This is a genomic window from Amycolatopsis sp. WAC 04197, from assembly GCF_003947475.1.
GTDB classification, from domain to species: Bacteria; Actinomycetota; Actinomycetes; order Mycobacteriales; family Pseudonocardiaceae; genus Amycolatopsis; species Amycolatopsis japonica.
This window is the reverse complement of record NZ_QHJK01000003.1, coordinates 199,490-212,667: the sequence shown is the minus strand read 5'-3', so window position 1 is coordinate 212,667 and position 13,178 is coordinate 199,490. Positions and strand designations below refer to the sequence as shown.

13 protein-coding genes are annotated in these 13,178 nt (G+C 68.7%); 4 read left to right on the top strand and 9 right to left on the bottom strand.

Annotated features, from left to right (window positions below; genetic code table 11):
• Positions 1–83: 83 nt before the first annotated feature.
• The 3 genes from DMC64_RS14075 to DMC64_RS14065 form a co-directional block, all read right to left on the bottom strand.
• On the bottom strand, positions 84–794 hold the full coding sequence (locus DMC64_RS14075; protein ID WP_038523332.1) for a histidine phosphatase family protein: 711 nt from the start codon (positions 792–794) through the stop codon (positions 84–86).
• Between the two features lie 106 nt (positions 795–900).
• Positions 901–1,740, bottom strand: a complete 840-nt coding sequence (locus tag DMC64_RS14070; protein ID WP_037311927.1) for an undecaprenyl-diphosphate phosphatase — start codon at positions 1,738–1,740, stop codon at positions 901–903.
• On the bottom strand, positions 1,740–2,786 hold the full coding sequence (locus DMC64_RS14065) for an LLM class F420-dependent oxidoreductase (protein WP_125733857.1): 1,047 nt from the start codon (positions 2,784–2,786) through the stop codon (positions 1,740–1,742). Before DMC64_RS14065 ends, DMC64_RS14070 begins: the two co-directional genes overlap by 1 nt.
• Positions 2,787–2,922: 136 nt before the next feature.
• On the opposite strand from DMC64_RS14065, the gene DMC64_RS14060 reads away from it, so the two are divergent.
• The 3 genes from DMC64_RS14060 (at position 2,923) to DMC64_RS14050 (ending at position 5,233) form a co-directional block, all read left to right on the top strand.
• Positions 2,923–3,888: an aldo/keto reductase gene (locus DMC64_RS14060; protein ID WP_037338267.1), complete on the top strand. Its 966-nt coding sequence runs from the start codon at positions 2,923–2,925 to the stop codon at positions 3,886–3,888.
• Positions 3,889–4,001: 113 nt separating this feature from the next.
• Positions 4,002–5,015: a YncE family protein gene (locus DMC64_RS14055; RefSeq protein ID WP_125733856.1), complete on the top strand. Its 1,014-nt coding sequence runs from the start codon at positions 4,002–4,004 to the stop codon at positions 5,013–5,015.
• Positions 5,012–5,233: a DUF5703 family protein gene (locus tag DMC64_RS14050; protein ID WP_016334446.1), complete on the top strand. Its 222-nt coding sequence runs from the start codon at positions 5,012–5,014 to the stop codon at positions 5,231–5,233. Before DMC64_RS14055 ends, DMC64_RS14050 begins: the two co-directional genes overlap by 4 nt.
• A 170-nt stretch (positions 5,234–5,403) precedes the next feature.
• On the opposite strand, the gene DMC64_RS14045 is transcribed toward DMC64_RS14050, so the two are convergent.
• From DMC64_RS14045 to DMC64_RS14020, 6 genes are all read right to left on the bottom strand, one after another.
• Positions 5,404–6,150: an SRPBCC domain-containing protein gene (locus DMC64_RS14045; protein WP_125733855.1), complete on the bottom strand. Its 747-nt coding sequence runs from the start codon at positions 6,148–6,150 to the stop codon at positions 5,404–5,406.
• Positions 6,151–6,741 (bottom strand): helix-turn-helix domain-containing protein, encoded by a 591-nt coding sequence (locus DMC64_RS14040; protein WP_125695063.1) that lies wholly within the window; start codon positions 6,739–6,741, stop codon positions 6,151–6,153.
• Between the two features lie 31 nt (positions 6,742–6,772).
• A complete protein-coding gene (locus tag DMC64_RS14035; RefSeq protein ID WP_125733854.1) occupies positions 6,773–7,660 on the bottom strand; it encodes an alpha/beta fold hydrolase in 888 nt (295 codons plus the stop codon).
• Entirely contained in the window at positions 7,660–8,982 is a 1,323-nt protein-coding gene (locus DMC64_RS14030; RefSeq protein WP_037338283.1) for a M20/M25/M40 family metallo-hydrolase, read from the bottom strand. The genes DMC64_RS14035 and DMC64_RS14030 overlap by 1 nt, the downstream gene beginning before the upstream one ends.
• A 68-nt stretch (positions 8,983–9,050) precedes the next feature.
• On the bottom strand, positions 9,051–9,755 hold the full coding sequence (locus tag DMC64_RS14025) for a helix-turn-helix transcriptional regulator (protein WP_199754975.1): 705 nt from the start codon (positions 9,753–9,755) through the stop codon (positions 9,051–9,053).
• Positions 9,756–10,231: 476 nt separating this feature from the next.
• Positions 10,232–11,812 carry an N-acetylmuramoyl-L-alanine amidase gene (locus tag DMC64_RS14020; RefSeq protein ID WP_125733852.1) on the bottom strand — a complete coding sequence of 527 codons (1,581 nt, stop codon included), beginning with the start codon at positions 11,810–11,812 and terminating at the stop codon, positions 10,232–10,234.
• A 233-nt stretch (positions 11,813–12,045) separates the two neighbouring features.
• On the opposite strand from DMC64_RS14020, the gene DMC64_RS14015 reads away from it, so the two are divergent.
• Positions 12,046–13,155 (top strand): serine hydrolase, encoded by a 1,110-nt coding sequence (locus tag DMC64_RS14015; protein WP_125733851.1) that lies wholly within the window; start codon positions 12,046–12,048, stop codon positions 13,153–13,155.
• The last annotated feature ends 23 nt before the right edge of the window (positions 13,156–13,178 follow it).

The window sequence follows — 13,178 nt, the reverse complement described above, 5'->3', positions numbered from 1 at the left end:
TCGAATCTGCTGTTCTGGCCACCTTACGGGCAGTGAGGGGCCGGTGGATGCCGTCCGTGGCGTGACACCGCGGACGGGAGTGGTCACGCTCCGGTGGTACCGCCCACCACCGCGTCGGAGCTCTGTTTTCCCTTGCCACGCTTGGTTTTCGCCTTGGGCGGCGGTGGGGCGATACCGGCGAGGTCGCCGCCGTTGTCGTTGACGCGCAACACGAACGGACGAGTCTCGGTGTACCGGACGACCGAAACCGACGCCGGGTCGACCACGATCCGCTGGAAGGAATCGAGATGCTGGCCGAGCGCGTCGGCGAGGATCGCCTTGATCACATCGCCATGGCTGCATAAGAGCCACACCGCGTTCTCGCCGTACTTTTCGGTGATCCGGGCGTCATGCGCGCGAACGGCCGCGACCGACCGCGCCTGCATCTCGGCGAGCCCTTCGCCGCCGGGGAAGACCGCGGCCGACGGATGCGCCTGCACGACCCGCCAGAGTGGTTCCTTGACCAGATCCTTGAGTGCGCGCCCGGTCCATTCGCCGTAGTCCACTTCGGACAAACCGGGCTCTTTGACCTTGTCCAGACCGCGTGCCTCGGCCAGCTTCGCGACCGTCTGGCGGCAGCGGAGCATCGGCGAGACCACCAGCTCGGCGAGCGGGACCGGCGCCAGACGCTCGACGAGCGCGGCCGCCTGCGCCCGGCCGGTGTCGTCCAGTCCGACCTTGGGCGTGCGCCCGGCCAGGACACCCGAACCGTTCGCCGTGGACTTGCCGTGGCGCAGAAGGATCACAGTACTCACGTGGCCCACCCTACGTGTCGTGCTTTGCCCCCTCCCCGCGTTTCGTCCTCTGGATGCGGTACTTGCGCGTGCAAGGACCGCATCCAGAGGACTAAATGCGGGAGGGTTACAGGTGCGGGCCCTCCTGGGGGTCCAGGACACCGGTGAAGATCAGAACGAACAGCAGCGCGCCGAGCACGAGCCGGTAGATCACGAACGGCACGAAGCTCTTGGTCTTGATGTACGACATCAGCCACGCGATGACCGCGTACCCGACGCCGAACGCGACCAACGTCGCCAGGATCGTCGGCCCCCACTGCGCCGGGGCGCCGTCCTTGCCGATGTCGGTCAGCTTGTACAGGCCCGAGCCGAACACCGCCGGCAGCGCCAGCAGGAAGGAGTATTCCGCCGCTTCCGCGCGGGTGTAGCCGAGCAGCAGCCCGGCGCTGGTGGTGCCACCGGAACGCGAGACACCCGGGATCAGCGCCAGCGCCTGCGCGAACCCGAAGCCGAGACCGTGCGGCACGGTCAGGTGGTCGAGGGTGCGCTCCTGCTTCCCGATGCGGTCGGCCACCAGGAGGATCAGGCCGAACACGATCAGCGTGGTCGCGGTGATCCGCAGGTCACGGAAGGTTTCGTCGATGGCGTCCTGCAGCAGCAGGCCCAGCACCACGATCGGCAGCGAGCCGACGATGATCAGCCAGCCCAGCCGGGCGTCGGGGTCTTGCCGCCAGTCCTTCTTGTAGATCGAGAAGAACCAGGCGCGGAGGATCTTCCCGATCTTCGACGAGAAGTACAGGATGACCGCGAGTTCGGTGCCGATCTGGGTCACCGCGGTGAACGCGGCGCCCGGGTCGTCCCAGCCGGCGAGCGCCGCGGTGATCCGCAGATGCGCGCTGGACGAGATCGGCAGGAACTCCGTGAGGCCCTGGACGAGCCCGAGGACCAGTGCTTCGAACCATCCCATCAGGCGACACCGGCCGATTCGACGGCTTCGGCTGCGACCTCGAGGGCGTGTGCGGAGCCCTCGGGATCCGGCATGGCGGGCGCGACGGTCAGCGTCGTGACGCCGGACTCCGCGAAGGCCTGCATCCGCTCGGCGATGCGCTCCTTGGGCCCCAGCAGCGACGTCGCGTCGATGAACTCCAGCGGAACGGCCGCCATGGCGCCTTCGTAGTCCTTGCCCAGGTACTTCTGCTGCACATCGGCCGCTTCGCGCTCGAAACCCATCCGGCAGGCGAGCTGGTTGTAGAAGTTCTTCTCGCGGCTGCCCATCCCGCCGATGTACAGCGCCGCGTACCCGCGGACCGCGTCGGCGCAGACCTTCCAGTCGTCACCGACCACGAGCGGGACGGTGGGGACGACGTCGAAGCCGTCGAGGGAGCGCCCGGCCTTGTCCGCCCCGGACTGGATCAGCTTCAGCTGCTCACCGGCGTGCTCGGGCGAATAGAAGACCGGCAGCCAGCCGTTCGCGATCTCGCCGGTCAGTTCGAGGTTCTTCGGGCCGATGGCGGCCAGGTACACGGGGATCTCTTCGCGCACGGGGTGCACGGTCAGGGTCAGCGCCTTGCCGGGCCCGCCGGGCAGCGGCAGCTGGAAGTGGTCGCCGTCGTATCGGACGCGGTCGCGGCTCAGCGCCTTGCGGACGATCTCGACGTATTCGCGCGTGCGGCCGAGCGGCGACGCGAACTTCACGCCGTGCCAGCCCTCGGAGACCTGCGGGCCGGAAACACCGAGGCCGAGGCGGAACCGGCCGCCGGAAAGCGTGTCCAGGGTCGCGGCGGTCATCGCGGTCATCGCCGGTGTCCGCGCGGGGATCTGCAACACCGCGCTGCCCACGTCGATCCGTGAGGTCTGCGCCGCCACCCATGAGAGCACCGTCGGCGCGTCCGAACCGTAGGCCTCCGCGGCCCAGACGACCGCGTAGTCCAGTTCGTCCGCCTTCTTCGCCAATGCCAGGTTGGCCGCGTCGTTCCCCGCGCCCCAATAGCCCAAGTTCAGTCCGAGTCGCACGGCGTGAATGTATCCATCGGAGTGTCACTCCTCCGTTCAGGGTGTTGACAGCCGATGACCCGCACGGTGGTACTCGATCACGACACGCTCACCTGCTCCGCGACCCGCACTTGCCTTCCGGCTAGGCTCGCCCGTCGTGGAAAAGCGACAGCTCGGCCGGTCGGGACTTCGGGTCTCGCGGATGGCCCTCGGGACCATGACGTGGGGTGGCGACACCGACTCGGAGGAGGCGGCCAGCCAGCTGGTCGCGTTCGTCGACGCCGGGGGCACCCTGGTCGACACCGCCGACATCTACGGCGAGGGCGAGAGCGAACGCGTCCTGGGCGCGCTGCTCGGCGACCTGGTCCCCCGCGACGACATCGTGCTCGCCACCAAGGCCGTCGCCCGCCGGACCGACGGCCCGTTCGGCGGCGGAGCCTCGCGCGGTGCCCTGCTGAGCGCGCTCGAAGGCTCGCTGCGACGGCTCGGCACCGACCACATCGATCTCTGGCAGCTGCACGCCTGGGACACCACCGTGCCGGTCGACGAGACGCTCGCCGCCCTCGAATACGCCGTGACCAGCGGAAAGGTCCGCTACGTCGGCGTCTCCAACTATTCGGGCTGGCAGCTGGCGACCGCCGCGGCCCGCAGTGCCGCCGTCGCCCCGCTGGTCTCGACGCAGGTCGAGTACTCGCTGCTGGAGCGCGGCGTCGATCGTGAGGTCGTTCCTGCGGCTGAACACCACGGCATCGGGCTCCTGCCGTGGGCGCCGCTCGGCCGGGGCGTGCTCACCGGCAAGTACCGCAGCGGGACGCCCGCCGATTCGCGCGGCGCTTCGAGCGTTTTCGCGGGCTATGTCGAACATCACCGGACCGATCGCGCGGCCCGGATCGTGCAGGCGGTCGCGACCGCCGCGGACGGCCTCGGCACCTCGCCGCTGGCGGTCGCGCTGGCCTGGGTCCGCGACCGGCCCGGAGTGGTCGCACCCGTGGTCGGAGCCCGTGACACCGGCCAGCTGACCGGTTCGCTCACCGCCGAGGACATCACGCTCCCGCCCGCCATCCGCTCGGCGCTCGACGACGTCAGCGCGATCGAGGTCGGGTACCCGGAACGCGGCCTCTGAGCCGTCTCGAATACTGGATTAGGTGACTGTTGGGTGACGCTGACGTGACGTGGTGGAGTTCCAGGAGGATGCTGGACAGGTCCGTTCGACGAATAGCAGGTGGAGGCACCAAGGTGGGTCGGCTGTCCGCCGTTTCCCGGATCGCGATCCCGCTCGCCGGTGTCCTGGTGCTTTCGTCCTGCGGTACGGACGACACGCCGAACGACTCCTTGCAGATCGTGCAGAACCCCGTCGCGGCGACCGCGGCGGTCTCCCCCGCCGTGACCGTCAAACCCGCCGGTTCGGTGTTCGCGGCGCCGGGGGTGCGGGCCCTGGCGACCGACGAGGCGAGCAAGTCGCTGGTCGTCGCCGTCTCGGAGCCGCCGTCGCTGCGTATCTACGATCTCGCCGCCTTGGACGCCCCGAAGACGACGGTGGCTTTGCCCGCTCCTGCCGAGCGCCTGACGGTCTCGGGCTCCCAGGTACTCGCCAGCGTCCCGGACAAGAGTCTCCTGGCGAAGGTCTCCCTGCCCGGTGGCGCGCTGGAGACGGTCCCGGTCGCGGGGCAGCCGTCGGCCGGCCTCGCCGACGGCGACGCGACGCTGGTGTCAGTCCGGGACCGCAAGGCCGTCGAGGTGCTGTCCAAGAACGCGGGACCGAGGACCATCACCGGGCAGATCTACAGCGCCGACGACGTGCTGAACACCGGTGACGGTGTGGTCGTGCTCGACAAGCTCCGCACTGCCCTCTTCGCTGTCGACCTCGCCGAGGGCAAGATCGGCGAAGGCCTGCGAGCCGGTGACGGCGCGGCCAATGCCGTCACCGACGATCTCGGCCGCGTCTTCGTCACCGACGCGCGGGCGGGCGCCCTGCTGGCGTTCTCCACGACGCCGCTGCTGTTGCGCCAGCGCTATCCCGTTCCCGGCGGGGCGTACGGCATCGCCTACGACCGCACGCGCGGCCTCGCCTGGGTCACGCTCACCGAACGCAACGAGGTCGTCGGTTTCGACGTCCGCGGTGGAGAGCCGATCGAGAAGCACCGGTTCCCCACCGTGCGGCAGCCAGATTCGGTCACCGTCGACGAGCAGGGCGGCCGCGTGGTCGTCGGCTCGGCCATCGGAGAAGGGATCCAGGTGATCACGCCATGACAGTGGTGGACGAGGCGGTGGTCGAAGGGGATTGGGAGTACCGGCGGCTGCAGCTGCCTCCTGGTGTTTCGCGGCGGGCGGCGGCGACGCAGCTGTCGATCCACGCCGAGTTCGCCGGCTGGGAGCTTTCGACCGTCCGGCTCTACTCGGACGGGACCCGGAGGGTGTGGTTGCGCCGGAAGCGCACCGCTACGCCGCTGCCCGGCCTCATCACCTGAGAGCCGGCGGATGCTGTGGGCCCTCCCGAACGGCTCCGTGCCGTCGGGTGGTCGCCTGTAGTACGTGAAGGCCCCCTTCATTGCGTCTAGCGCAGTGAAGGGGGCCTTCACGTACTTGGCACGCGCGAGGAAAGCGTCCTTCACCGCATGAGATGCGGCGAAAGGCCCCTTCAGCTCTTGAAGACCCGGCCCAGCCAGTCGCCCCAGATCCCGTCCTGTTCCGCGGCGTCGACATCGCCGAACAGGTGATGCATCGCGACCATCGGCCCGGCGAACCCGCGCACGAAGCGCAGGAAAGCGTCCGCGGTCCGGATGCCGACCGTCTGCGAGTTCGCGAGATAGACCTCGCCCTCCACAGTGGACACCGAGTCGGTCGAAAGCCGGACCCGGTCCCCCGTTCCCGGCCGCCCCGCGAGGCCGAGCTCCCGGCCCAGCTTCAGCCACGCGCTGTCCCAGTCCCCGATCATCGGCCCGAACACCGTCACCGGCACGCCCTTCCGGCCGGCGAACCGGTTGAGGTACTCGACGAGGGTGCGGAGGAACAGCTCACCACCCGCGGTCATCGCCTCGAACTCGTCTTCCCAGTCGTCGCCGGGCAGGAAGCCGCTCGTCACGGTCCGCAGTACGGTGCTGCCGCCGGAGCGGCCTTCGATGAGGAACTCGTACGCGACGAACCGTCCGTCCGGCGCGGGTTCCGTGCCGTAGACGAGCCGCTCCAGCGGGTCCCAGGACGTGATCGCCGACGTGGGTTCGTAGCCGCCGAACGCGGTCTTCACGGTTCCGCCGACGCCGCCGTCGACCTCGTTGCGGCCCATGAACCACGACGTGATCCCCGGTCCGGTCGCGATGGCGTCCCGGACCTGTTCGGGCGTCGCGTCGACCTCGAGGCGGTCGGTGATCTCGAATTCGTGACCCACTCAGCGCTCCTCGGTTTTGACGCTCGGGTGGACGGCGACGACGATCCGGTGGTCGCGGCCCTGTTCGGCGCCCTCGTCGTGGTATTTGCTCACCAGATTCGTGATCGCGACGGTGAGCTCTTCGGCGAACGCGGCCCGGTCCGCGGCGGAGGAGAACCGCACCTCGCCGTCGATCGCGAAGGTCGCGACCCGCTTGCGCGCCTTGGTCGCACCCGTGATCAGCAGGCCGACGTCGCGGACCAGCCTGCCTGCCACCGCGAGCAGCCAGCGTGCGGACAGCCGGTCCGGTGACTGCGCCGGATCGGGCTGCACGGCCGAGAGCGCCGTCGGCGAGATGACGTACGAGGACGCCGTCGCGCGCATCATGCGCTCGGTGACGTTGCCCTTCCGCCGCTCCTCGACGAGCTCGACCAGCCCGTGCTTCTCCAGCGCGCGAAGGTGGTAGTTCACCTTCTGTCTCGGCAGGTCCACCCGCGCGGCCAGCATCGTGGCCGACGCCGGCTCGGCGAGTTCGGCGAGCAGCCTGGCCCGGACCGGATCCAGCGACACTTCGGCCGCTTCCGCGTCCTCGATCACCGCAACGGAGAACATGCCAAGAAGGTGTCACCGAAAAGAGTTTTTGTCAAGGAAGTCGGTCTTGTCGGTGCGCCCGGTTCGCCAAGGCCAGCAAGCGAGGCACCACCTGCGGGGCCGCCTCCAGCGGGACGACGTGCCCGACCCCGGGCAGCACCACGGCCGTCCCGTTCTGCACCGCGCCGGCCAGCTCCTCGACGTCCGCCGTGGGCACGAGCTTGTCGCGCTCCCCCACGATCGCGATCACCGGTACCGCGCCGACCTGCGACAACGCGGATTCCCGCGTGTAGGCGTCCAGCGCCGGTCGGAACGCGGACACCGTCTGCGGCCAGTTGCCGCGGATCATCCGCACCGTCAGTTCGACGTCGGCGGGTACCGGGTCGTCCCCGAAAAGCCACCACCGCAGCCCGGCGGTCACCGCCTTGCTCGTGTGCTCACGCACCAGGCCGATGAGTTTGGTCCCGAAGACCATCTCCAGGTCGCGGCCGAGTTTGCCGAGCGCGTTCGGCCAGATCGCGTCCGGGGTGACACCGCCCGCCGACATCGCGAGCAATCCGATTCCCGCCACCCTCGCCGCGAAGACGTCCGGGTGGCGCTGGGCGAGCGACAGGATCGCGAGGCCGCCCATGTCGTGGCCGACCAGGACGACCTTGCCGTCGGGGATCACCTTCTCCAGCACCTCGGCCAGATCGTCGGCGAGGTGCCCCATGGTCGCCGACGCGGCCCGGACCTCGCCCGATTCGCCGTGCCCGCGCTGGTCGTAGGCGAGCACCGCGACCGGCTTCTCCCCGGCTTCCGCCAGCACCGGCGCGATGGCGCGCCAGCTTCGCCTGTCGAGGGCGTACCCGTGGAGGAGGACGACGGTCACCGGCGCCGACGGATCACCCCAGCGTTCGAAATGCAGGGGTGTCCCGTCGGCGGCCAGCAGACCGGGCATCAGGCCGAACGGAGGAAGCGGTCGAGCACGCGCACGCCGAACTTCAGCGCGTCGACCGGGACGCGCTCGTCGACTCCGTGGAACAGCGCCGAGAAATCGAGGTCCGCGGGCAGCTGCAGCGGGGCGAACCCGAAGTTGCGGATCCCGAGCGATTGGAAGGACTTCGCGTCGGTGCCGCCGGAGAGCATGTACGGGAGCGTGCGGGCGCCAGGGTCCTCGGCGAGGACCGCGTTGGTCATGGCGTCGACCAGGGCACCGTCGAAGGTCGTCTCGACCGGCGGCAGCTCCATCCACTCCTTCTCGATGTCCGGGCCGAGGATCTCCTCGAGCTCGGCGTTGAACGCCTCGAGACGCCCGGGAAGGATCCGGCAGTCGACCGAAGCCTCCGCGACCGAGGGGATGACGTTCGACTTGTAGCCCGCGGTGAGCATCGTCGGGTTCGCCGTGTCGCGCAGGGTCGCGCCGATCATCCGGGAGATGTTGCCGAGTTTGGCGACGGAACCCTCGATGTCGTCCTCGGGGAAGTCCCAGCCGGTGATCTCGGTGACGCCGTCCAGGAACTCGCGGACGGAGTCGGTCATGACCAGGGGGAAACGGTGGTTGCCGAGCCTGGCGACGGCTTCGGACAGCTTGGTGACGGCGTTGTCGCGGTGGATCATCGAGCCGTGGCCGGCGGTGCCGCGCACGCGCAGCTTCATCCAGCGGATGCCCTTCTCGGCCGTCTCGATGAGGTACGCGCGGACGTTGTCCTTCAGCGTGATCGAGAAGCCGCCGACCTCGCTGATCGCCTCGGTGACGCCCTCGAACAGCTCCGGCCGGTTCTCGACCAGCCACTGGGCGCCGTACTTGCCGCCCGCCTCTTCGTCGGCCAGGAACGCGAAGACGAGGTCACGCGGCGGGACGATGCCGTTGATCTTGTAGTGACGGGCCAGCGCGAGCGCCATCCCGCACATGTCCTTCATGTCGACCGCGCCGCGGCCCCAGACGTAGTCGTCCTGGATCGCGCCGGAGAACGGGTGCACCGACCACTCCGAGGCGTCGGCGGGGACGGCGTCGAGGTGACCGTGGATCAGGAGCGCGCCGCGCGAGGGGTCGGCGCCCGGCAGCCGGACGATCACGTTGTGGCGGTCCTTGCCGCCGGACTCGACGTAGGTGATCTCGTAGCCCGCGTCGGTGAGCTTCTCGGCGACGTACTCGGCCGCGGCGCGTTCACCGACCAGCGTGTCGGGGTCACCGGTGTTGGTGGTGTCGATGCGGATCAGTTCACTGGTGAGGGTGACTGCCTCTTCGGCTGCTGCTTCGATCAAATTCGGTTCGGTCACCAGGCATTCCTACCATTGGCGGAGCCCGCCGACCCGTTGCCACCATGTCGTGGACGGTGGGTGAGGATTCAGGCGGGCAACTCACCGTTGAGAACCGCCACGCCAAGGCCGGACACTTGATGGACGACGGCGCCGCCATCGCGCCGGGTGGTGATCAGACCGGCCTCCCGGAGCACCCTGGCGTGCTTGCTCGCGCTGGGCGGGGACAGCCCGATCCGGCGCGCCAGATCCGTCGTGGTGACCGCGGTGGTGCTGGCGCGGAGGGTGGCGGCCCGGGTGCGACCCAGCAGGCTGGTGACCGGATCCTGCATGGCCGGCCTGTCCGGCGTGAGCCAGGCGAAACCGGAGTTCACCGGATAGGCGAGCACCGGGGGCAGGTCGGCGTCTTTCAGGGTGACCGGATGGTGGCGGCAGAAGTGCGACGGAAGCAGCACCAGACCTCTCCCGTCCAGATGGAGGTCCTGGTCGACGTAGTCGAGCACCCGCAGCACCGGTGGACGCCACTCGACCCGCGGATGAAGGGTGGCGAGCAGCCGGTCGACCCCACCGGTCAGCAGGGCCTTGCCGCGCCGCGATCGGTCCGCCTCGACGTGCGCGCGCAGCCGCCCCCGATACGGGGCGACCGCCCGCCGGTAATACCGGTCCAGAGCGGTACCGAGTTGCCGCAGGGCGGTGACATCGCCGTCCGCCAGCTTGCGCGTCCACGGCGTCGGTGGCCGCCGATCCGCGAGACAGGCCACGTCGTCCCGCAACCGACGGCGTGGAGTGGACATGATCCGATCGATCACAGTATCCGAGTCGGCGTCTCCACGTCCCGGAGTGAGAAAGTCCGCGGAATAGCCGCGAGGCGGCGCCAACTCCAGAAGAAGCGGAATCCAAGCGGGAATTTCCGCTCTTATCCGACGCCGCCAATGATCGAAAGAAAGGATTTCGTCGGGTTCTTGTAGAAGGTGGAGACTGAACAGCGTCTCCCAAGAGGCATCGACGTCCTCCGCGATAGTGACCCGCGAAACATCCGCGTCGGTGAAGTGAATTCGCAGCACCCTGGCTCCCCCCGAGGTTGCTTGCCCGCAGCGCTCTGTCGCACTATTTCCATGATGTTGCCGATATGCGGGACGGAACACCCGCCGATCGGATCAAGCGGGCCGGTGTGCTTCGCCCGCTTGGCCGAAACCGTCTCGTGGGCACAGGGACGCCGTGGCCGGCGGACGCGGTCGGGTCGCCGGCCACGGCGTACGCGCCGTCGCCGCTAGTTCGCCGCCGTGCCGCCCAGGTCGGCCCACCACCAGTTGCTGCCGGGCTGCCAGGCGGCTTGGCGGGCACGCCCGTTCAACCCCTGCACGGTGACCTGGAGCTGGTTCCCGAAGGCCATCGCCGTCGGCGTCCCGGTGAGGCCGCCGGCCAGCCCGCCCGCCGCCTTTTGCCAGCCGGTCCAGCCGTTCGCCGACCAGGAGTCGGTCCAGAGCTGACTGTCGGTGCCCAGGGCCGCCACCCGGACCGTGGATCCGACGACCGTGGCGGACGGGTCACCGAAGATCGCACCGCCCAGGTTGTGCCACATCCATCCACCTTCCCGGTTCCAAACGGCGTGATACACGTTGCCGTTGAGCCCTTGCACGAACGCCTGTGCCTGACCGCCGAAACGGATCACCGAAGGCGTGCCGGTCAACCTCGCGCCGGGCTCGCCGCTCTTCGCCCAACCGCCCCATCCCGAGCCACCGAGTACGTTGCTGTACAGCCGCTGGTCGGAGCCGAGCGCGTACACCTGGGCCTGCCCGCCGAAATCGAGTGCGGCCGGATCGCCGACGACCGTGCCGCCGAGGTTCGTCCACCGCCACGCGCCATCGGACCAGCGTGCCTCGTAGACATGGTTGTTCTCGCCGCGGGCGAAGACGTGGAGGCTCTGGCCGATCACGACCGCGGACGGATTGCCCCGCAGCCGGACCGGTGTCCCGCCGGGTTCCGCCCAGTTCGACCAACCGCCGGACGGATCCCAGTATCGGGTGCGCAGCTGACGGGTCGCCCTGTCGATCCCGAACAGGTGCATCTGCCGCCCGAACGCGACGGCGGCCGGCTCGCCCGAGAACGATCCACCGAGGTCGGCCCAGCCACGCCACGCCGAACCGTCCCATACCCGTTGGTGGACGCTGTGGTCCCGCTGACGCTGGAAGATCTGGTACTGCCCGCCGAACGGCACGGCCGCGTCGCGCTTGCCACCACGGACCTTCTGCAGATAGGCATCGTGCCGTTCGTACCAGTACCTGCCGGGATCGGAGTTGCCCTCGTGACCGGAGAACTGGTTGTGCCCTCTGATGCCACCGCTCTGCTCGTCCGGGTCGGAACTGCCCGTCCGCGGAATCAGATAACGTTCACAAAGATCGCGGACCAAAGCGGCCGACGAACGCATCATGATGTCGGTGTACCACTTCTCTTCGCGGCTGGTCGCCTCGTGCTCGATGCCGATCGTGTTGCCGTTGTGACCGCGCACATGATTGGCCCGATCCTGATTCTGCACCATCTGCGTGATTTCCCCGTCTCTGGAGCGGATCACGTAGTGCGCGCTCGTCTGAGCGTCGTTCGGATTGGCGAAGAACCGGATCGTGCCGTCGTAGTCCGGTACCGCGGGTGGTACGGGATCGAAGGTGTGCAAGGCGATATCGGTGATGGTCTCGCCGTCTCGGCTACCCCAGTTGCTTGGATCGGCGGCTACCCACCGTGCGGCGGGATAGTCCGGTCTCGCCAGCAGCGCGGCATCGGACGCGGTCACCGGGATCAGTGATGTCACCAAGACCCCCGTGACCGCCAGTGACGTGGCCAATGATCGCTTCATGAAACCTCCCCTGGTTCGCGGGTCGCGTCGAGCAAACCAGCAGCGACAAGGGGTGTTCCACGGTTTTCGATGTGGGGAAACGTGGGGCGAACGGATCAGCCGCTCCCGCGTGATCTGCTCTGTTCGGGTGGTTGTGATTTTCGGGTACTGCGGGTGGTGAACGTCGGGCGCTAGCGTCGGCTCACCGTCGTCCGGGGAAAGGCCTTCGGGCTTCTAAGGGGGATTTTCGCATCATGCACGGAAAACTCTCGCGTCCTTCGCTGAGGATCCGGCTTGTCGCCGCGCTCACCACAGCCGGCCTGATCGCCACCACGGGCACCGCGCTGGCCGATGCCGGCGCCGACCGCAAGGTCGTGCAGGAGGCACTGGACCAGCTCACCACGACCGGAGGAGCGCTCGGCGCGCAAGCCAGGGTGACCGATGGCCACCAGCGTTTCACCGCACGCTCCGGCAAGGCGGAGCTGGATTTGAACCGCCCGGTCCCGGAGAACGGCCGGTTCCGCGTCGGCAGCATCACCAAGACGTTCGTATCGACTGTGCTGCTGCAACTCTCCGGCGAGGGAAAGCTCGACCTGGACGCGCCGGTCGTCCGCTACCTGCCCGGCTCGATCGACGGCCGCATCACCGTGCGCCAGGTTCTGCAGCACACCAGCGGCCTCTACAACTACACCGACGCGTTGCCGCTCGACCCGGCCGAGTTCGAGAAGATCCGCTACAAGCACTGGACACCGCAGGAACTGCTCAAGATCTCGACCGGCAAGCCGCTCGACTTCGAGCCCGGAACCCGGTGGAGTTACTCCAACACCAACTACGTGATCGCGGGTCTGCTGGTGGAACGATTGACCGGCAGGCCGTACGAAAAGGCGGTCGAGCAGCGAATCCTGAAGCCGTTGCGCCTGCACGACACCGAGGTTCCCGGCGACGACGTCGACATCAGCGGCCCGCACGCCCACGGCTACGTGTCCGTGGCGGGCAAGCCGAACGACATCACCCGTCTCAACCCGTCGGTCGCGTGGGCTGCGGGCGAGATCATCTCGACGACCCGCGACCTGGACACGTTCGGCGTGGCGCTGGCCGACGGCAGGCTGCTCAAACCCGCGCAGCAGAAGGAGATCTCGAAGACCACCGCGGTCAGCCCCGAGTACGGCCTCGGCCTGCAGGTGCGGACCCTGACGTGCGGCACCCGGGTGTGGGGCCACGGCGGCGGTATCCCCGGCTATTCCTCGCAGCTGCTGACCACGCCGGACACCCATAAGCGGCTGGAGCTTTCGGCCACGAGCGCGCCGGCCGGAGGTGATCCGAACCCGGCGTTCGTCAAGTTGCTCACCGAGGTCTTCTGCTGATGCTCCGCCGGTCCACGAGCACG